The following is a 20,624-nucleotide window of genomic DNA, read 5'->3' on the forward strand; positions in this document are numbered from 1 at the left end:
TTAAATTTAGATATAAGGAGTGTTTACTGTGGGGAAAAGAATATTAGTTGTAGATGATGCAGCATTTATGAGAATGATGATTAAAGATATATTAACAAAAAATGGGTTTCAGGTTGTTGGTGAAGCGCAAGATGGAGTACAAGCCGTTGAAAAATTTAAAGAATTAACTCCTGATTTAGTGACAATGGATATTACTATGCCTGAAATGGATGGAATCACGGCTTTAAAGAAGATAAAGGAAATTGATTCGACAGCAAAAGTTGTTATGTGTTCTGCCATGGGACAACAAGCGATGGTAATTGATGCGATTCAAGCGGGTGCAAAGGATTTTATTGTAAAACCGTTCCAGGCTGACCGTGTAATTGAAGCTATCCAAAAAGTTTTAGACTAGAAACGAGTGAGCATCGTGACTAAAAAGAAAGTATTTGTCGTTATCATTATACTGATTCTTTCAATGACCATAGACATTCCCAAAGGCTATGCAGCTGATTCCAGTGTTAAAGATTGGTTGGAAGAAAAAGAAGTCAACGATTCTAAACCATCTAAGAAAAAAGATTCGTCAGATACGATAACAACAGAAATGGAAAAAGATTCTTTAGCAATTAGTATTGTGAAGACAATTGTTTTACTTGGTCTCATCCTGTTTCTCATTTACTTCTTATTAAAATTATTGAATAAGAAAAACCGTTTATTTCAACAATCAAAAACATTAGAGAACTTAGGTGGCATTTCATTAGGACAAAATAAATCTATTCAAGTTATTCGTGTAGGTGAAAAAATGTATTTAATCGGTGTTGGTGATAATGTGGAATTGCTTCAGGAAGTATCAGATGAAGTGACAAAAAAAGCACTATTAGATAATGATAATCAACAACAAAAAATATCTCAGACCAATTTATTTTCCCTATTCATGATGAAACGGAATAAAAGAGCCCACACGAAGGATCAGGATAAAGGTGATTTTTCACGCTTGTTTCAGAAAGAGTTGAATCAAATGAAAGAAAATCGAAAAACGATTAGAAATCAATATGAGCGAAGGAAAGATATCAATGAATGATTTAGTGGATATCTTTTCTAGTTCGGACCCTGAGGCGATAGCAACATCTATTAAACTATTATTATTATTGACAGTACTGTCCTTATCACCAGCAATTTTAATTCTCATGACTAGTTTTACAAGAATTATTATTGTGTTATCGTTTGTTAGGACTTCTTTGGCAACACAACAAATGCCACCAAATCAGGTATTGATTGGTCTAGCCCTATTTATAACCTTTTTTATAATGGGGCCAACTTTTTCCGATGTTTACAAAGACGCACTTCAACCATTATTTGATGAGGATATCACACTTGATGAAGCATATGAAAAAGCAAGCCTTCCAATGAAAGACTTTATGGCTAAACATACACGTCAAAAGGATCTAGCCCTATTTATGAATTATCGCGAGATGGAAAAACCAGAGTCTGTCCAGGATATACCTTTAACAACTTTAGTACCTGCCTTTGCTATCAGTGAATTAAAGACAGCGTTTCAAATGGGTTTTATGATTTTTATTCCTTTTTTAATCATTGATATGGCTGTGGCAAGTGTATTGATGTCTATGGGAATGATGATGCTACCTCCTGTCATGATTTCATTACCATTTAAGATATTATTATTTGTACTTGTAGATGGTTGGTATCTAATCACCCATTCCATCTTAGAAGGGTTTTAGCAATAAACATTTAAAGAAGGTGTTTCTGTTGAGCACAGAATTTGTTTTAAGTCTAGCAGAAAGAGCAATTTGGACGATTATTCTTGTTTCTGGACCATTGCTTATTTTAGCTTTGGTAGTTGGTTTGTTAGTTAGTATTTTACAAGCAACAACTCAAATACAAGAACAAACTTTGGCATTTATTCCTAAAATTGTCGCTGTATTAATTGGGATGGTATTTTTTGGTCCATGGATGTTAAAGAGAATGGTTGAATTTACGGTTGATCTATATCAAAATTTAAATTTATTTGTAGGGTAGGCCTATGCTGGATTTTATGGAAATTACACGTTTACCTATATTTTTACTTATTTTAGTTCGTTTATTAGCATTTTTCGTTGTAGTCCCATTGTTTTCATACCGTACCATACCAACTGTTTTTAAAATTGGTCTAAGCTTTTTTTTAGCATTAATCATGGTCACAAACGTTGATACAACAACGATTGTGTTTCAAGAGCCATACATTATTTTGTTACTAAAGGAAATTTTTGTCGGTTTATTTATTGGATGGATTGCTTACATGATTGTTTCTGCTGTGCAAATTGCTGGTGGTTTCATTGATTTTCAAATGGGATTTGCTATTGCCAATGTTGTTGACCCACAAACTGGTGCACAAAGCCCAATTATTGGACAGTATTTCTATATTATTGTTCTATTATTTTTATTATCGGTAAATGGACATCATTTATTAATAGATGGTATTTATTCTAGTTTTCAAATTATTCCACTTGATACATTGGTTCCAATTCAAAACGAGACGATTCCCATATATGTTCTGAAGATGTTTAGTACGATGTTTTTAATTGCTTTTCAAATTTCAATTCCAATTGTCGGATGCTTGTTTCTGGTTGATGTTGCGCTTGGGATTATCGCGAGGACAGTACCCCAACTAAATGTTTTTGTTGTCGGTTTACCACTAAAAATTTTAGTAAGTTTTGTTGTTTTATTTTTATTTATGAGCCTTTTTATTGGACTTTCGAAAATTTTATTCGAAACGATGTTTGAAACGATGCATGGGTTGATGCGAATACTCGGAGGTGCTTAATGTGTTAAGACTTGATTTACAGTTTTTTGCAGGTGAAAAAACTGAAAAAGCAACTCCGAAGAAAAGACAAGATGAGAGACGAAAAGGAAAAGTTGCAAAAAGCCAAGATATTAATACAAGTATTTTACTTTTATTTTCTTTTATCGTCTTAATCGTTTTTGGTGGCTCCATCAAAGACGGAATGACATCGCTTTATACACAAACCTTTACAGAATTTATTCATTGGGATGTAACAGAACAATCTGTCCATGAAATCTTTAAAAATGCTACTTTTGAAGTTGCCAAATGGTTGGCACCAGTTATGCTTATTGCAATTATTGCTGGAATTGCCTCTAATTTAATACAGATTGGCTTTTTATTTACAACAGAACCATTAAAATTTGACTTAAAAAAAATTGATCCAATTCAAGGTGCAAAACGAATATTTTCGATTCGTGCACTTGTGGAACTATTAAAATCACTATTGAAAATAGTCGTTATTTCTGTTATTACATTTATGGTTATTTGGTTTTACAAAGATGACATGATGATGTTAGCTTTTAAGGATATCCACAGTGCAACAGCTTTTTTCGGTAATACAACAATAACTATGGGAATTGCTGCATCTATTGCTCTCCTATTTTTGTCTGTTTTTGATTATGCTTATCAGCGTTATGATTATGAGAAAAATATGCGTATGTCAAAACAAGATATAAAAGACGAATATAAAAATATCGAAGGTGACCCACTTATCCAATCGAAAATAAAAGAAAGACAACGACAAATGGCAACACAACGTATGATGAGTGAAGTACCTGATGCAGATGTCGTTATTACCAACCCAACTCACTATGCAATTGCATTAAAATACGATGAAAAAAGAGCATCCGCGCCATATATTGTAGCAAAGGGGACAGATCACATCGCATTAAAAATTAAAGAAGTGGCAAAAGCAAATCATGTCATTACGGTAGAAAATCGCCCACTTGCTCGTTCTTTATATGATCAGGCAGAAATCGGCGAGGTAATACCGGAAAAGTTCTTTCAGGCAGTAGCAGAAATATTAGCATATGTTTATAGAGTAGAAAAAAGTTTGGAGAGTAAGGAGAGAAATACATGAAGGCCAAGGATTTATCCGTACTTTTAGGTGTTATTTTAATTATTATCATGCTTGTTATTCCATTACCAGGTTGGCTATTAAGTATATTAATACTATGCAATATTTCTTTGGCTCTCGTTGTTATACTTGTTTCTATGAATACACAAGAACCTCTTCAATTTTCCATCTTTCCTTCGCTTTTGTTACTTTTAACATTATTTCGTTTAGGGTTAAACGTTTCAACAACAAGATCCATTTTATCAAAAGCAGATGCAGGTGGAGTTGTAGATACTTTTGGAAGCTTCGTAATAGGAGATAATCCACTGGTTGGATTTGTTGTGTTTGTCATTTTAGTTATCATACAGTTTTTAGTTATTACGAAAGGGGCAGAACGAGTATCTGAAGTTTCTGCTAGATTTACACTAGACGCTATGCCAGGAAAACAAATGAGCATTGATGCAGATTTAAATGCTGGTCTTATTTCAGAACATGAAGCAAAAGAAAGAAGAGAAAAGGTAGAAAAGGAAGCCGATTTCCATGGTTCGATGGACGGGGCAAGTAAGTTTGTTAAAGGAGACGCAATTGCCGGGATTATTATTGTACTGATTAATATTATTTTTGGATTAATCATTGGAATGGCTCAAATGGATTTAACTTTTCAAGAAGCAATACATACATTTATGCGCTTAACAGTTGGTGATGGACTAGTCAGTCAAATTCCAGCATTATTAATTTCAACAGCAACAGGTATTGTTGTAACTAGAATTTCTACGGAAGGGAATCTCGGTAGCGATGTATCGGATCAATTATTACAATATCCAAAATTATTATTTATAGCTGCTGGGACAATCTTTCTATTAGGATTTACTCCAATCAACTTTCTATTAACGACAAGTATTGCAACTATTTTAGCGATAGCAGGTTATTTATTATTGAAAAAACCACAAGAGGAAATGGTTTCTACAGTAGAAGAAGACCAAACAGAATCAGAGGCAATGAAATCAGAGGAAAATGTGATAGAACTAATTAGCATGGATCCTATTGAATTTGAATTTGGTTATGCATTGATCCCATTAGTTGATACAAATCAAGGTGGAGATTTACTTGATCGAATTGTAATGATTAGAAGACAGCTTGCGATTGAATTAGGACTTGTTATTCCAGTTGTTCGAATACGGGATAATATTCAATTAAATCCTAATGAATATCGAATTAAAATAAAAGGTAATGAAGTGGATAAAGGGGAACTTTTGCTTGATCATTATTTAGCAATGACACCTGATTTAGAGGATGAAAGTATTGAAGGGGTTGAAACAAAAGAGCCTGCATTTGGATTACCAGCTAAATGGATAAATGAGGACACAAAAGACGAAGCAGAGATGATGGGATATACAGTAGTTGACCCACCATCCGTTGTTTCTACACATATTACAGAAATTATCAAAAAACATGCTTATCAATTATTAGGTCGGGAAGAAACAAAACAATTACTCGATCACTTAAAAGAAAGTTATCCAATATTACTGGAAGAAGTCACTCCAGAGCCACTTCGAATTGGTGGTATCCAAAAAGTTTTAAGTAAGTTATTGTGGGAGAACGTTTCAATCCGCAATCTTCCAATTATTTTTGAAACACTTGCTGATTACGGAAACATGACAACAGATCCCGACTTGTTGGCAGAGTATGTACGACAAGCTCTTGCACCTCAAATTACAAAGCAGTATGCAAAAGATGATTCGTCTGTTCGTGTTCTTACAATTTCCGGGAACGTAGAAAAGATGATTGCAGAAAGCATACAGCAGACAGAACATGGTAATTATCTTGCAATAGATCCAGAGGCACAGCAAAATATTTTTAAGTCTGCAAGTGAACATGTAGAAAAACTTGCTATACAAGGGGAAACGCCAATTATTCTTTGTTCTCCACCTATTCGTATGTATGTAAAGCAATTATTAGAAAGATATATGCCACATGTCGTTGTCTTATCTTACAATGAATTAGAAGCAAATGTTCAAGTTCAAAGTGTAGGGGTGGTAGATGTTCCATGAAAATAAAAAAATTTGTAGCACCAACAATGCCAGAAGCCATGCAAAAAATTCGTAAAGAACTTGGGTCAGATGCCATTATTTTGAAATCGAAAGAGATTAAGGAAGGTGGGTTTCTTGGTCTCTTTAAAAAAAGAAAGTTGGAAGTAATTGCTGCATTGGATCCAAAACCATTACAACAAGATGTGAATGAAAGCAGAATACGTAGAAAAATTCCGATGCCACGTGAGGAAAAAATGAATGAAGATGTATTGTATGAATTAAAACAGCTTAAACAGATAGTTCGGGCGAATTCATCCCAACAAAAAGTTGTGTTCCCTAAAGAATATCAAGTTGTGTATGAATATTTAAGGAGTCAAGAGTTAAAAGATAAGTATGCTCGTGAAATAGTGAATTCAGTTATGATGCATCATGGTGCATCTTATTCCTCGGAAAATATTGGCGGCGATACACAATATGAGCTTGAAAAGCGAATAAAAGATATGACTTTCGAAGGAATTCGTTTTAATAAAAAAATTGTTCATTTTGTAGGACCAACAGGAGTTGGGAAAACAACAACAATTGCTAAAGTAGCTGCAGACAGTGTAGTAAAACATAAGAAAAAAGTAGCATTTATAACAACAGATACCTACCGAATTGCTGCAATTGAACAATTAAAAACATATGCCGAAATTTTAGATATTCCTATTGAAGTTGCTTATACAGCAGAAGATTATCGTTTTGCGATTGATAAATTTAGTACTTTTGATTTAATTCTAGTAGATACAGCTGGAAGAAATTTCCGTGAAAGCAAATATATAAATGAATTAAAGAGTCGAATTGATTTAAAAAAAGATATTGAAATATATCTCGTTCTGTCTCTAACTGCTAAACCAGATGATCTACTGGAACTCCAAGAACAATTTAGAAATATCCCTATTAAGGAATATATTTTTACGAAATTAGATGAAACACGGCAATACGGGAGCATGATATCTCTTATGTTGAACAGTAAAACAGGAATTGCTTATTTGACCAATGGACAAGATGTTCCAAACGATATGATCAAACCATCAGCACGTTATATTAGTGAGCTGATTATGCAGGACTATATGAATGGGTGATCAAGCAGAGAACTTACGTCAACAAATTTACCGTTCTAGTAATAAAAGAAATCATGCTAAAACAATTTCATTTGTAAGTGGCAAAGGTGGAGTAGGAAAATCAAATATTTCCTTAAATTTTGCAATTGAAATGCAACAAAGAGGTAAAAAAGTTTTAATCATTGACATGGATATCGGAATGGGAAATATGGAGGTTTTGCTTGGATTACAGGCAAAACACTCCATTGTTGATTTATTTGTATCGCGCTTCAAACTTCATGACATTATTCAACAAGGGCCAAAAAATCTTAGTTTTATTGCTGGTGGATCTGGATTAACAAATCTTTTTACTGTAGCACAAGAGGATATGAATTATTTCTTTGAAGAATATGAGAAAGCATTACAACATTTTGATTTTATTTTATTTGACATGGGAGCAGGGATAGATGAAAAAAGTCTTTCTTTCATCCTAGCCTCTGATGAATGTATTGTAATTACAACCCCAGAACCAACGGCAATAACAGATGCGTACAGTATGATTAAACATATTCTACACCATGATAGAAGTTTTTCTCTATATATCGTTATGAATCGTGTATCTCATTTGAAAAAGGGGAAAGAAGTTGCGAATCAATTCAAACAAATAATTTTTAATTTTTTACATAGAGAAGTAGATATTATTGGTATTCTTCCAAATGATTCACTTGTTTCTAAAGCAGTTGTAAAACAAAAACCATATCTTTTATTAAATGAAAATGCGCCAATTTCAAAGGCGGTAAAGAGACTAGTTGGCAATTACTTAAATGAAAAGGTTGAGAAACAGATAGTCTCCCTATCTTTTATTGACAAATTAAAAACGTTTATTAGAAAGAGGTAAACGTATTGAATATCATAAAGATTTTATTGATAATCCATTCCAGAAAAACGTTACAACTAGTAACAAAAGCCATTGAAGATAATAAGCAATATCAAATCATTGCAACAGCAACAAATGGTGTAGAAGGATTCTATAAAGTTATCAAATATTCGCCAGATATAATTATTCTCGATATAGATATTCCTGCAATGAATGGAACAAAAGTGTTGAATAACATCTTAGATTATCAAAGTATACCAATATTAGTCTTGACAAGGGGGATTCAACAAGGAAAACAAGTAATGAATCAAGCCCTAAATAAGGACTGCGTTACGATTATAGAAAAGCCACAAGGTAAAATGGATTCTTATCAACCATCGTTTTCATTCCATTTTGTTCAAAAAATAGAAAGATTAATAGAAAAGCCTGTGGAAGAATCAAAAGTTTTAGAATCGACTAATCCAATCCAATCAAATAAAAGAGATTCTTTCATTGTGATTGGTACATCAACAGGAGGACCACGAGCATTACAAACGGTTCTCACCAATCTACCCGATGATTTTCAGACACCGATTTTAATTGTGCAACATATGCCTAGTGGTTTCACCAAATCTCTTGCTAAACGATTAAACTTTTTAACATCATTGCAAGTAAAGGAAGCAGTAGATAAGGAAGTAATTGTTAATGGGACTGTATATATTGCACCTGGGGGAAAGCATATGGAAATACAAAAATTAGATTCATCATTTCACATCCAGTTGACAGAATTATCCCCTGTAAACGGTCACCGTCCATCAGTAGATGTGTTATTTCGTTCCCTGGCTAAAATGAAAAATGTAAATAAAATAGCAGTCATCCTTACGGGGATGGGTAAAGATGGTGCAGAAGGCGTGAAACTACTAAAAAAGCAAGATAAAGAAACAATTATTATTAATCAGTCTAAAGAAACATCTATTGTATATGGAATGCCAAAGGCGGTTGAAGATACAAACTTAGTAGATTATACCGTACCACTTACACAGGTCAGCGACAAACTTGTTTATGTAATTGAAATGCTTGGAGGAGATAAAAATGGATACTAGTCAATATTTAACGATATTTATTGATGAAAGTACAGAACATTTAAACACCATGTCAGACTATATGTTAGAACTTGAAAAAAATCCATCAGAAAAAAGTATAATTGAGGAAATTTTCCGAGCGGCACATACGTTAAAAGGGATGTCAGCTACAATGGGCTATCATGATATGGCTGATTTAACACATAAGCTGGAAAATATTTTTGATGCGATTCGCTATGACAAAATAATGGTGCAAGCAGAAATGATGGACGTTTTATTCGAAGTACATGAACAGTTACTTGCTATGGTGGATGATATTACAAATGGTGGAACAGGTGAATGTGATATTACACGATTGGTATCACAACTAAAGCAACTAGAAAATGGAGAAAAAATTACAACGACAGATGAAAGTGCAAAACAGACACCAGATGGGAACAAATTATTAGCAGAATCTGAACTAGATGAATTTGAATTATCCATTTTAAATGAATCAAAAGAACGTGGTTTTTCAAACATAGAGATTACCGTTGAATTAAGCGAAGACTGTCTACTTAAAGCCGCACGGACATTTATGGTATTCGAAGTACTAGAACAGCATGGTGAAGTTATAAAGTCTGTTCCATCTGTAAATGAGCTGGAAGAGGAAGACTTTGATAATACTTTTTCGGTTCTCCTAGTTACCAAAAGTCCACAAGAAGAAATTAAAAAGAAACTAATGAAAATTTCGGAAGTTAAAAAAGTTACAACACAATCATTCTCTGTATCAATATACAAAAAAGAAAGACAAGTAGAAAAAAAAGAAAAAACGGATAAATCTACAAAAACAAATAAAACGAAACAACCAGCTAATAAATCATCTGGAAAGGCTACTACAAAAACAATTCGTGTCAATATTGATAGATTAGATATATTAATGAACCTATTTGAGGAATTGGTAATTGATCGTGGTCGCTTAGAGCAAATATCCATTGAGTTGAATCATCAGGAGCTACAGGAAACAGTAGAACGGATGTCAAGAGTATCTGGTGATTTGCAAAACATTATTTTAACCATGCGTATGGTACCTGTTGAACAAGTGTTCAGTAGATTCCCACGTATGATACGTAAATTAAGTCGAGAGATGAATAAAGATATTGCTATTGAAATTATAGGTGCAGAAACCGAATTGGACCGAACTGTAATAGATGAAATTGGTGATCCGTTGGTTCATTTATTACGAAATGCAGTGGATCATGGCATCGAAAAACCGGAAGAACGAAAGAAGAAAGGAAAACCAGAGCAAGGTACCATTCAATTAAAGGCTTTCCATAGTGGAAATCATGTATTTATTGAAATAATAGATGATGGTGCTGGAATTAATAAGGAAAAAGTTCTTCATAAAGCGATTGAAAATGGTATTGTTCAGGAAAATCAACGAGAAACATTAACAGATCAACAAATATATGAACTTATTATGGCTAGTGGTTTCTCTACTGCAGAAGCTATCTCTGATGTATCTGGTCGTGGGGTAGGTCTTGATGTTGTTCGTAATAAAATTGAATCGTTGGGTGGACGTGTATCTATCGATTCGGAACCAAATAAAGGATCTATGTTTTCTATTCAATTACCATTAACTTTATCAATTATTTCAGTATTATTAGTTGAAATTGAAAAGGAAAAATATGCCATACCATTATCAACTATCATTGAAACAGCGATCATTCAAAAAGAGCAAATTTTATCTGCTCATCATAAGAAAGTCATTGATTTTCGCGGTAAAGTTGTCCCACTTATATTTCTAGAAGATATTTTCCAAATACCAACAACGTCTGACGTAGAAAAAGATGAATATCTTCCAATTGTTATCATAAAAAAGGGCGATAAAATGGCAGCCCTTGTTGTTGATTCATTTATTGGTCAACAAGAAGTAGTATTAAAATCGCTTGGAAAATATTTAAAAGATGTATTCGCAATTTCTGGTGCAACCATTCTTGGTGATGGCCAAGTGGCATTGATTATTGATACAAATGCACTTGTGAAATAGATTTAAACTATAAAGGAGGATTTCAGATGGATAGTATTGATTTAGTTAATGAAAAAGCCATAGTGTTTCAATTAGCTAATGAAGAGTATGTCATCCCTGTACGACATGTAGGTGGCATTGAACGCTTACACCCCATAACAAGAGTCCCGCAGACAAAAAACTATATTAAAGGTGTCATCAATCTACGGGGTGTTGTTACACCTATAATTGATTTGAGAATTCGCTTTGGGATGGAACCTAAGGAACATGATGAAAGTACCCGGATTATCATTGTTCATTTTAATGAATTGGAAGTTGGATTTGTTGTTGATGGGGCAAATGATGTAATCGATATAACAAAACAATCGATAGAGCCGACGCCAGAAGTCATCGGTTCTGTCAAACATGACTATATTACAGGGGTAGTTAATCTTAAAGAGCGCCTACTTATTGTATTAGATTTAGAAAAAACATTAACAAATAATGATTTTCAAGAAGTTCAACAAATAAAAAACATGGAAGGTTAAAAAAATGGATATTCATAAATTATCAGATATTCAGAAGGATGTTCTCCGTGAAATTGGTAATATTGGTGCAGGAAATGCAGTAACGGCCTTATCTAGCATGTTACAACGAAAAATAGATATGGAGGTACCTTCCATTAGATTAGTTTCCTTTAATGAAATGATTGAAGTCATCGGTGGTCCAGAACACATTATTACAGCAATTGTTTTTCGTGTGGAAGGAAAGGCTCCGGGTACCGTTTATTTTATTATGTCAATAAAAGAAGCAGAAATTCTTATTCAAGAAATACTGAAAGATAATATCGCACTTTTTGATGAGAATAATCAAATTCATGAACTAGCAAGTTCTGTATTACAAGAAGTTGGTAATATTTTGACTGGTTCTTATTTGTCAGCATTATCAGATTTTACCAAAATAAATATGCGTCCATCTATTCCATACTTAAGTGTTGATATGGCAGGTGCGATTGTTGTTGACGGGCTATTAGAGTTATCAAAAATAATTGATTATGCTCTTATTATCGATACGAAAATAAATAGTGGTGATTTAATGAATGACATAAATGGACAATTCTTTTTTATTCCTGATGCTGATTCATTTGCACAAATTTTTCATTCATTAGGATTTTACGATGAATAAATTAGGTAAGGTAGTTAAAGTAGGAATTGCTGATTTAAACATTGCAAAAGCGCCAAACACCATTCGTACATCAGGGCTAGGATCTTGTGTCGGTGCCGTTATTTTTGATAAAACAAAAAAGATTGCTGGACTTGCACATATTATGCTGCCTGATTCTAAACAAGTAAGTCGTAAAGAAATCAATGAATATAAATATGCAGATACAGCAATAACCATTCTTGTTGAAAAATTACTTCATAAGGGTGCTAGGATGCATGCCCTGCAAGCGAAAATAGCAGGGGGAGCACAGATGTTTCAGTTTGCCAATGGAAATGACATGATGAAAATCGGACGTAGAAATATTGATGCAACAAAGAAAATATTAGCTTATTATAAAATCCCTATTATTTCATCTGATGTTGGGGGGAATAGCGGAAGAACAATTGAATTTGAACCGGAGACAAGTATGTTGAAAATAAGAACAGTAAACAAGGGAGAAACATTCATTTGAGTTCTTACATAGAGAGGAGCATGTAGAGTGTCATCGAAATTATCTTCTCTTGAAAAAAAACTATGGAATAATTGGCTGACTAATAAAAACAACGATGCTGCCAATCAATTAATCGAGCATTATATGTATTTGGTATTTTTTCATACTGAAAGAGTAGCAACACATTTACCAGTTAACATAAACAAAGACGATCTCATTAGTTTTGGAATGGTTGGGTTATATGATGCATTGAAAAAATTTGAAATCAACCGTGGATTAAAATTTGATACATATGCAGCATTTCGTATAAGAGGGGCCATTATAGATGGCTTACGTAAAGAAGATTGGGTTCCTCGCTCCATTAGGGATAAAATGAAAAAAATTGAAGAAGCCTCACAGAAATTAGAACAACAATTGCAAAGACAACCAACTTCTGAAGAAATTGCAAAATATGTTGATATGACAGTTGGTGAAGTAGAAAATGTTGTGAAGGATACGCTCTTTTCTTTTGTAATGTCAATCGATGAAAAAGGAAAAAGACAGGATTCTGATCAAAATGAAGGTATTGGTTATTCTATACCAGACAAAAATGGTGTTCAGCCAGAGGAAAAACTTATCCGACGAGAATTGGTTAAGGAGCTTGGTGATGCCTTGAAAGTCTTGAATGAAAAAGAGCAAATCATTATAAGTCTCTTTTATCATGAAGAATTGACATTTACAGAAATTGGGAAAATACTAAACTTAACGACATCTAGGATTTCTCAAATTCATAAAAAGGCAATTTTTAAGCTGAATAAGACACTTCGTAAAATAACAGCACACGAGTGAAACCCTTTTAATGGATCCATTATTATCCACGGGGATGTACCATCTGGTTATACAGTGAAAGCAGAAGGAGATATTAAAATATTTGGTATGGTTCATGTGACCACGATTATTGGAATGAAAGATGAAAAAATTCAAGGTGAAAATACAAGAATGGAGCGAAAGCAGCCTATTTCACATCCATACCTTGGAAAAGTAATTGATAAACGTAAATAAGGAGGATATGATGACTTTATTCTTGTTCACTATTAGTTTTCTTATACATATTATTACATTCGTATTAATTTATATTTTATATAAATTATACAAAGAAACCGTAAAGACGAACCAGAATAACCCAGAAGTTATTCAACTACTTGACACCTATTTAGAAGAGATAAAACAAGAAAATAAACTTCTATTATCAAATACAAAATCTCCTAATCAATCCAACAGATCTAGTACATCTAACAAAATGGAAGACAAGATAACTAAGGATACCGTAACAATAAATGATAAACCATTGATAAAAAATATTACAGTGAGTGACGAAACGGAAACATCCATGCATGCAAAAGTATTACAATTACATGATCAGGGTATATCAGTAGATGAAATCGCCAAAAAATTAGATTGTGGAAAAACAGAAGCATCTTTGATTATTAAATTTCATGCAAAAAAATAAAGATATTACTTGCTTGCATATGATAGTTATGGTATATTATTTTTTGGTGTAAACACTATGTTGCTTTAAGGAAAACATAAAAAAACACACACGACTACTAATTTGTATCGTGGTGCCATTGTTATGGAAGACGGCATAACAATGGTTCGTATACAAAAATGACGTGGTCGGAGGTAAAACCAATTAGGAGGAATATTATGTCAATCATTTCAATGAAACAGTTATTGGAAGCTGGTGTACATTTTGGTCACCAGACACGCCGTTGGAATCCGAAAATGAAAAAATACATTTTCACAGAACGTAACGGTATTTACATTATTGATTTACAAAAAACGGTGAAAAAAGTAGAAAAAGCGTATAATTTTGTGAAAGATGTTGCAGCGAATGGTGGTTCCGTACTATTTGTTGGTACAAAAAAACAAGCACAAAAAACAGTTGCTGAAGAAGCAACACGCTCTGGTATGTATTATGTGAACCAACGTTGGTTAGGTGGAACACTAACAAACTTTAAAACAATCCGTAAAAGTATTAACCGTCTAAAATCAATTGAACGCATGGAAGAAGATGGAACTTTTGAAGTTCTACCGAAAAAAGAAGTTGTAGATTTATTAAAAGAAAAAGAACGCCTAATGAAATTCCTAGGCGGTATTAAAGATATGAAGAAACTTCCGGATGCTATTTTCGTAATTGATACACGTAAAGAACGTAATGCAATTGCTGAAGCGCGCAAACTAAATATTCCAATCATCGGAATTGTTGATACAAACTGTGACCCAGATGAAGTGGACTACGTCATTCCAGCAAACGATGATGCGATTCGTGCTGTTAAACTTCTTACATCTAAAATGGCTGATGCTATTCTTGAAGTAAAACAAGGTGAAGTATTGGAAGAAGAAGTGACTGAGAAAACAGCTACTGAAGAATCAAAAGAAGAAACAGTTGCTGAAGATGTAAAAGAAGAAGAAAAAGTAGAAACAACACAAGAATAATTACAAAAAAGAAAGGTGATAAGGGGGAATACCTTTTATCACTTTTTTTCACAAAAGGAACCATACTAGATAGAATATAGAAAAACAGAAGCTTAAGGAGGATTTATAAATGGCTATTTCAGCAAAAATGGTAAAAGAACTTCGTGAAAAAACAGGTGCAGGTATGATGGATTGTAAAAAAGCACTCGTAGAAACAGATGGTGACATCGAAAAAGCAATTGATTTCCTACGTGAGAAAGGGATTGCTAAAGCAGCTAAAAAAGCTGATAGAATTGCGGCTGAAGGTGCTACACATGTTGTTGTAGATAATAATACAGCAGCTCTTCTAGAAGTAAATTGTGAAACAGACTTCGTTACAAAAAATGATCAATTTAAACAATTACTTAATGACTTAGGAAAGCATCTCGTTTCCCAAAAGCCAGCAACAGTTGAAGAAGCAATGGAACAAAAGCTCCATGGTGATGGAGAAGTAGTTGAAACATATATTAAATCTGCTATTGCTACAATAGGTGAGAAAATTTCTCTACGTCGTTTTGAAGTAATAGAAAAAACAGATGCCGATGCATTTGGACACTACCTACATATGGGTGGTAGAATTGGGGTTCTAACTTTATTAGAAGGAACTACAGATGAAGAAGTTGCTAAAGATGTAGCAATGCATATCGCAGCATCAAATCCACGTTATGTAAATCGCGAAGAAGTTCCTGAAGAAGAAGTGAACCGTGAAAGAGAAGTACTAAAAACACAAGCTTTAAATGAAGGTAAACCAGAACATATCGTTGAAAAAATGGTAGAAGGTCGTCTTGGTAAATTCTTCGAAGAAATTTGCCTATTAGATCAGGCATTTGTTAAAGATCCAGATGTTAAAGTGAAAAAACATGTTGCTAGCCACGGTGGAGAAGTAAAAGCGTTTGTTCGTTATGAAGTAGGAGAAGGAATGGAAAAACGCGAAGAAAACTTTGCAGAAGAAGTTATGAACCAAATAAAGAAATAATGAAATAATGAAATAGGGAACAACAACGTTCCCTATTCATATATCACCTAAAATAAAACACTGTTATGGAGGTTACTATGACAACAGCCTGTTACCGCAGAATTGTATTGAAATTAAGTGGAGAAGCCTTAAGTGGTGAACAAGGATATGGAATTGAACCAAAAGTGATACAATCTATCGCTAGTCAAGTAAAAGAAGTTGCTGATTTAGGTGTTGAAATCGCAATAGTTGTTGGCGGTGGTAATGTGTGGCGTGGAAAAATTGGTAGTGAGATGGGCATGGATCGTGCCACTGCCGATTATATGGGCATGCTTGCTACTGTAATGAATTCACTCGCATTACAAGATGGGCTGGAAAAGATCGGTATACCGACAAGAGTCCAAACATCTATCGAAATGCGTCAAGTAGCAGAACCTTATATAAGAAGAAAAGCGATTCGCCATCTAGAAAAAAATCGTGTAGTCATATTTGCTGCTGGTACTGGTAATCCATATTTTTCTACAGATACTACTGCTGCATTACGTGCTGCAGAGATTGAAGCAGAAGTAATTTTGATGGCAAAAAATAATGTAGATGGAGTATATTCAGATGATCCACGAGTAAATAAAGAAGCAACAAAATATGATAAGCTTTCTTATTTAGATATGTTAAACGAAGGATTAGGCGTAATGGATTCCACTGCCTCATCTTTATGTATGGATAATGATATTCCATTAATTGTATTTTCAATTACAGAAGAAGGAAATATAAAAAGGGTTGTTCAAGGTGAAACGATTGGAACAACGATAAGGGGGAATTGAAATGGAAGCGGATGTATTTAAAGGTATGCGAGAAAAAATGGATCAAGCAATACAAGCATTTTCAAGAAATTTAGCTACCGTTCGTACTGGTCGAGCAAACCCTAGTATTCTCGATAATGTTCTTGTTGAATACTATGGTGCAGCTACACCACTAAACCAATTAGCTAATATATCAACACCTGAAGCGCGTCTTCTAGCAATCACACCGTATGATAAAACAGTTGTAAATGATATTGAAAAAGCGATTCAAAAAGCAGATTTAGGACTTTCACCCTCCAGTGATGGGAATATTATTCGAATTAATATTCCTGCTTTAACAGAAGAAAGAAGAAAAGAGCTTGTGAAAATCGTTGGTAAATATGCAGAAGAAAGTAAAGTTCAAGTGAGAAATTTCCGCCGTGAAGCAAATGATGAGCTTAAAAAATTAGAGAAAAATGGAGATATAACGGAAGACGAATTACGTAACTTACAAGATGATGTACAACAAGAAACAGATCAGTACATAGCAAAAATTGACGAGCTCACAAAAGTAAAAGAAGAGGATATCATGGAAGTGTAATGCTTAATTCCTCTAGAACTGCTTGTTTTTTATTGTGGAAGCCCTCTTTTTAAAAGAGGGCTTTTGTGGTATTATTAGCTAGCGGGCATACAATAAATAAGGATGTATACATGATATGGATGAATATGATGGTTTACGATTTATTTAATATTTTCAACTTCATTCGAAATGTATTATAATAAAAAATATATCTTTCTTTTTGATTAATGAATGGTTTTTACAAACATCTATGTATATCCGTTTTAATTTAAAGTATTCGGAGGACAGAATATGTCAATCAGATTTCCCTTTTTTAGTAAAAAAGAAAAAAACGTAAGCAATCAACATATACAACTTAAAAATGTCCCATCACATGTTGCTGTGATTATGGATGGAAATGGAAGATGGGCAAAAAAGCGAGGATTTCCACGTGTTGCAGGACATAAAGAGGGAATGGAGGCTACACAAAGAGCAGTCCGTGCTGCTACAAAATATAACATTAAGATATTAACATTATTTGCCTTTTCAACAGAGAATTGGAAACGTCCAAATTATGAAGTGAATTTCTTGATGAAATTGCCAAAAGAGTTCTTACATATTTATTTACCGGAATTAATAGAGAAAAATGTTCGAGTTGAGACAATTGGAGAATTGTCTGCTTTGCCTGATTTTACAAAGGAAGCAATTGAAGATGCTAAGGAAAAAACAAAAGATAATGATGGGCTATTATTAAATTTTGCAATTAATTATGGTGCTAGATTTGAAATCATCCAAGCAGTAAGAAAAATGATTCGAGATAAGAATTTATCCAACTATAATTTGGATGAAATCGATGAGGAAGTGTTTTCAAACTATTTATATACGAAAGGATTGTCTGATCCAGATTTGTTAATTCGTACAAGTGGTGAAAAACGTTTAAGTAACTTCCTCCTGTGGCAATGTGCCTATTCTGAATTTTGGTTTACAGATACATTGTGGCCAGATTTTACAGAAGATGATTTTTATGAAGCACTGATCAATTTTCAAAAAAGGAAAAGACGTTATGGAGGAATTGAATAAGGTGATGAACTGGATATGAGACAACGAATTATTACAGCGATTATAGCACTACTAATATTTGTTCCTATTTTAGTTTATGGAAATATTCCATTTGTCGTATTAACTTATGCCATGGCGACGATTGCATTATATGAATTATTACGAATGCGCCAAATTTCATTTCAATCTTATCCGGCAATTACTGCATTGATTTTTTTATGGATTTTACTCATTCCAAGCAGTGTATCTTTACCTATGGAAAAGACAGAGTTTGTTATGCTATTTGTGATTATTATTTTATTTTATACGGTATTATCTAAAAATAAATTCACATTTGACCAGTCTGGATTTATCTTAATAACTATTATATATATTTCAATGGGATTTTTCTTCTTTATGGAAACGCGCTTCGAAGGGTTATCATTCGTGCTGTATCTCTTGTTTATCGTATGGTCAACAGATACAGGAGCTTATTTTGTAGGTCGTTCACTTGGAAAAAACAAGTTATGGCCGGAAATAAGCCCGAATAAAACAATTGAAGGAGCGATAGGTGGAATTCTTTTTGCATGTGTTGTCGGCCATTTCTTCTATTTATTTCATCCGCTACCAATACCGAAATTACAACTCATTATTATGACAGTAATCTTATCTATATCAGGACAAATAGGAGATCTAGTTGCTTCAGCATATAAACGTTTTTATGATGTAAAAGATTCTGGGAGATTATTACCTGGTCATGGTGGAATATTAGATAGAATGGATAGCTTACTTTTTGTATTTCCGGTTTTCCATCTTTTAATGATCTTGTTTTAGAGACACACAATGAAAATATTTTACTTATATTGTAATAATTTTTTAGGGATAAATCGATTGATTTTGGATAAATTGAATAAAATACCAATGAATTGATTGATACACCTTGTAAAAGGATGGTGATTTTTTGAAAACAATTTTGGCTTTTATTTTCATGTTTGGTTTACTAGTATTCATCCATGAATTTGGCCATATGATTTTTGCTAAGCGAGCTGGAATGCTTGTTCGTGAGTTTGCTATTGGTTTTGGACCGAAGATATTTTCATTTAAAAAGAATGAGACGGTCTATACGATTAGACTACTTCCTATCGGTGGTTATGTAAGGGTTGCTGGAGAAGATCCAGAAATTATTGAACTGAAACCCGGTCAACATATTGGCCTTGAATTTGACGAAGAAGGCAAAGTAATAAAAATCATCGTTAATAATAAGGCAAAACATCCGAACGCAAGAATCATAGAAGTGGAGCATGTAGACCTTGACCATCAATTAATTATCGAAGGATATGAAATAGATGAACATGAAAAACTCTCATTTGATGTTGCTGAAAAAGCATTTTTCATAATGGATGAAAACGAAACGCAAATTGCACCGTATAATCGTCAGTTCGCATCAAAAACAATTGGACAACGAGCAATGCAATTATTTGCTGGACCTATGATGAACTTTCTATTGGCGATTGTAATCTTCTTCATCTTAGGAATTTCACAAGGTGTACCTGTTGATCATGCAGAAATTGATAAAATTCAGGAAGGAAGCCCTGCTGAACAAGCTGGATTTGAAAATGGTGATGAAATTATTAAAATTGATGAAACAACGATTTCTACATTTGAAGAGTTCCAAGCAATTGTTCGAGATAATCCTAAAACTGAATTAGATATGACTGTTTCACGAAATGGTGAAAATGTTGAATTATCTGTTGTTCCCGATTCTGTTTATATAGAAGAATTGGATGTGGAATTAGGACAAATTGGTGTTTATCAAGCATTTCATAAATCTGCAATCGGAACGGTGAAATATGGCTTTACAAAAACATATGAAATTACTACCTTAATTTTAACGAATTTAGGAAAATTAATTACCGGACAGTATTCGATTGACATGTTATCTGGACCAGTAGGTATATATGACGCAACAGACCAAGTGGTAAAAACAGGTTTTACAAACTTTCTTATGTGGACAGCAATGCTCAGTATTAACTTAGGAATTATTAATTTAGTTCCATTACCTGCACTTGACGGTGGTAGATTATTATTTGTTGGGCTAGAGGCTGTTCGTGGTAAGCCAATTGATCCACAAAAAGAAGGTATTGTTCATTTTATTGGCTTTGCCATGTTAATGTTATTAATGATTGTTGTGACATGGAATGATATTCAACGACTTTTTCTTTAATAAAAGTCAGTTTCTA

24 protein-coding genes are annotated in these 20,624 nt (G+C 33.5%); all 24 read left to right on the forward strand.

Features of this window, described 5'->3' with window-relative positions:
- Positions 1-28 precede the first annotated feature (28 nt).
- The 24 genes from FHP05_RS01355 to rseP all read left to right on the forward strand — a co-directional run bounded on the left by FHP05_RS01355 (position 29) and on the right by rseP (position 20,608).
- Positions 29-391 carry a response regulator gene (locus FHP05_RS01355; protein WP_147665351.1) on the forward strand — a complete coding sequence of 121 codons (363 nt, stop codon included), beginning with the start codon at positions 29-31 and terminating at the stop codon, positions 389-391.
- Between the two features lie 15 nt (positions 392-406).
- Entirely contained in the window at positions 407-1,057 is a 651-nt protein-coding gene (gene fliO, locus FHP05_RS01360) for a flagellar biosynthetic protein FliO (protein WP_147665353.1), read from the forward strand.
- Positions 1,050-1,715: a flagellar type III secretion system pore protein FliP gene (gene fliP / locus FHP05_RS01365; RefSeq protein WP_147665355.1), complete on the forward strand. Its 666-nt coding sequence runs from the start codon at positions 1,050-1,052 to the stop codon at positions 1,713-1,715. The genes fliO and fliP overlap by 8 nt, the downstream gene beginning before the upstream one ends.
- Positions 1,716-1,743: 28 nt before the next feature.
- On the forward strand, positions 1,744-2,013 hold the full coding sequence (fliQ, locus tag FHP05_RS01370; protein ID WP_147665357.1) for a flagellar biosynthesis protein FliQ: 270 nt from the start codon (positions 1,744-1,746) through the stop codon (positions 2,011-2,013).
- A 4-nt stretch (positions 2,014-2,017) separates the two neighbouring features.
- Positions 2,018-2,797: a flagellar biosynthetic protein FliR gene (fliR, locus tag FHP05_RS01375; protein ID WP_147665359.1), complete on the forward strand. Its 780-nt coding sequence runs from the start codon at positions 2,018-2,020 to the stop codon at positions 2,795-2,797.
- 1 nt (position 2,798) lies between these two features.
- Entirely contained in the window at positions 2,799-3,896 is a 1,098-nt protein-coding gene (gene flhB, locus FHP05_RS01380; RefSeq protein ID WP_147665361.1) for a flagellar biosynthesis protein FlhB, read from the forward strand.
- A complete protein-coding gene (gene flhA, locus FHP05_RS01385) occupies positions 3,893-5,923 on the forward strand; it encodes a flagellar biosynthesis protein FlhA (protein ID WP_147665362.1) in 2,031 nt (676 codons plus the stop codon). The genes flhB and flhA overlap by 4 nt, the downstream gene beginning before the upstream one ends.
- Positions 5,920-7,023 (forward strand): flagellar biosynthesis protein FlhF, encoded by a 1,104-nt coding sequence (gene flhF, locus FHP05_RS01390; RefSeq protein ID WP_147665364.1) that lies wholly within the window; start codon positions 5,920-5,922, stop codon positions 7,021-7,023. The genes flhA and flhF overlap by 4 nt, the downstream gene beginning before the upstream one ends.
- Positions 7,016-7,879, forward strand: a complete 864-nt coding sequence (locus tag FHP05_RS01395; RefSeq protein ID WP_147665366.1) for a MinD/ParA family protein — start codon at positions 7,016-7,018, stop codon at positions 7,877-7,879. The genes flhF and FHP05_RS01395 overlap by 8 nt, the downstream gene beginning before the upstream one ends.
- Positions 7,880-7,884: 5 nt before the next feature.
- On the forward strand, positions 7,885-8,940 hold the full coding sequence (cheB, locus tag FHP05_RS01400; RefSeq protein ID WP_147665367.1) for a chemotaxis-specific protein-glutamate methyltransferase CheB: 1,056 nt from the start codon (positions 7,885-7,887) through the stop codon (positions 8,938-8,940).
- The gene (locus FHP05_RS01405; protein ID WP_147665369.1) at positions 8,930-10,945 is read left to right on the forward strand and encodes a chemotaxis protein CheA; all 2,016 of its coding nucleotides are present in this window, start codon (positions 8,930-8,932) and stop codon (positions 10,943-10,945) included. The genes cheB and FHP05_RS01405 overlap by 11 nt, the downstream gene beginning before the upstream one ends.
- 26 nt (positions 10,946-10,971) lie before the next feature.
- Positions 10,972-11,451 (forward strand): chemotaxis protein CheW, encoded by a 480-nt coding sequence (locus tag FHP05_RS01410; protein ID WP_147665371.1) that lies wholly within the window; start codon positions 10,972-10,974, stop codon positions 11,449-11,451.
- 4 nt (positions 11,452-11,455) lie between these two features.
- Complete coding sequence (locus tag FHP05_RS01415; protein ID WP_147665373.1) at positions 11,456-12,088, forward strand: chemotaxis protein CheC; 633 nt, start codon at positions 11,456-11,458, stop codon at positions 12,086-12,088.
- Positions 12,081-12,578, forward strand: coding sequence for a chemotaxis protein CheD (locus FHP05_RS01420; RefSeq protein WP_147665374.1), 498 nt, complete (start codon positions 12,081-12,083; stop codon positions 12,576-12,578). The genes FHP05_RS01415 and FHP05_RS01420 overlap by 8 nt, the downstream gene beginning before the upstream one ends.
- A 27-nt stretch (positions 12,579-12,605) precedes the next feature.
- Positions 12,606-13,385, forward strand: a complete 780-nt coding sequence (locus tag FHP05_RS01425; RefSeq protein ID WP_147665376.1) for a FliA/WhiG family RNA polymerase sigma factor — start codon at positions 12,606-12,608, stop codon at positions 13,383-13,385.
- Positions 13,386-13,403: 18 nt separating this feature from the next.
- Entirely contained in the window at positions 13,404-13,598 is a 195-nt protein-coding gene (locus tag FHP05_RS01430; RefSeq protein WP_147665377.1) for a DUF342 domain-containing protein, read from the forward strand.
- Positions 13,599-13,608: 10 nt separating this feature from the next.
- The gene (locus FHP05_RS01435) at positions 13,609-14,046 is read left to right on the forward strand and encodes a DUF6115 domain-containing protein (protein ID WP_147665379.1); all 438 of its coding nucleotides are present in this window, start codon (positions 13,609-13,611) and stop codon (positions 14,044-14,046) included.
- Between the two features lie 197 nt (positions 14,047-14,243).
- Positions 14,244-15,035, forward strand: a complete 792-nt coding sequence (gene rpsB / locus FHP05_RS01440) for a 30S ribosomal protein S2 (RefSeq protein WP_147665381.1) — start codon at positions 14,244-14,246, stop codon at positions 15,033-15,035.
- Positions 15,036-15,144: 109 nt separating this feature from the next.
- Positions 15,145-16,029: a translation elongation factor Ts gene (tsf, locus tag FHP05_RS01445; protein WP_147665383.1), complete on the forward strand. Its 885-nt coding sequence runs from the start codon at positions 15,145-15,147 to the stop codon at positions 16,027-16,029.
- Positions 16,030-16,106: 77 nt separating this feature from the next.
- Complete coding sequence (gene pyrH / locus FHP05_RS01450; RefSeq protein WP_147665384.1) at positions 16,107-16,829, forward strand: UMP kinase; 723 nt, start codon at positions 16,107-16,109, stop codon at positions 16,827-16,829.
- 1 nt (position 16,830) lies between these two features.
- Positions 16,831-17,388 (forward strand): ribosome recycling factor, encoded by a 558-nt coding sequence (frr, locus tag FHP05_RS01455; protein ID WP_147665386.1) that lies wholly within the window; start codon positions 16,831-16,833, stop codon positions 17,386-17,388.
- A gap of 270 nt (positions 17,389-17,658) precedes the next feature.
- On the forward strand, positions 17,659-18,426 hold the full coding sequence (locus FHP05_RS01460) for an isoprenyl transferase (RefSeq protein ID WP_147665388.1): 768 nt from the start codon (positions 17,659-17,661) through the stop codon (positions 18,424-18,426).
- 15 nt (positions 18,427-18,441) lie between these two features.
- Complete coding sequence (locus tag FHP05_RS01465; protein WP_147665390.1) at positions 18,442-19,218, forward strand: phosphatidate cytidylyltransferase; 777 nt, start codon at positions 18,442-18,444, stop codon at positions 19,216-19,218.
- 127 nt (positions 19,219-19,345) lie between these two features.
- Positions 19,346-20,608, forward strand: a complete 1,263-nt coding sequence (rseP, locus tag FHP05_RS01470; RefSeq protein WP_147665391.1) for an RIP metalloprotease RseP — start codon at positions 19,346-19,348, stop codon at positions 20,606-20,608.
- Positions 20,609-20,624: the final 16 nt, after the last annotated feature.

The organism is Cerasibacillus terrae (assembly GCF_008039555.1).
Lineage (GTDB): Bacteria > Bacillota > Bacilli > Bacillales > Amphibacillaceae > Cerasibacillus > Cerasibacillus terrae.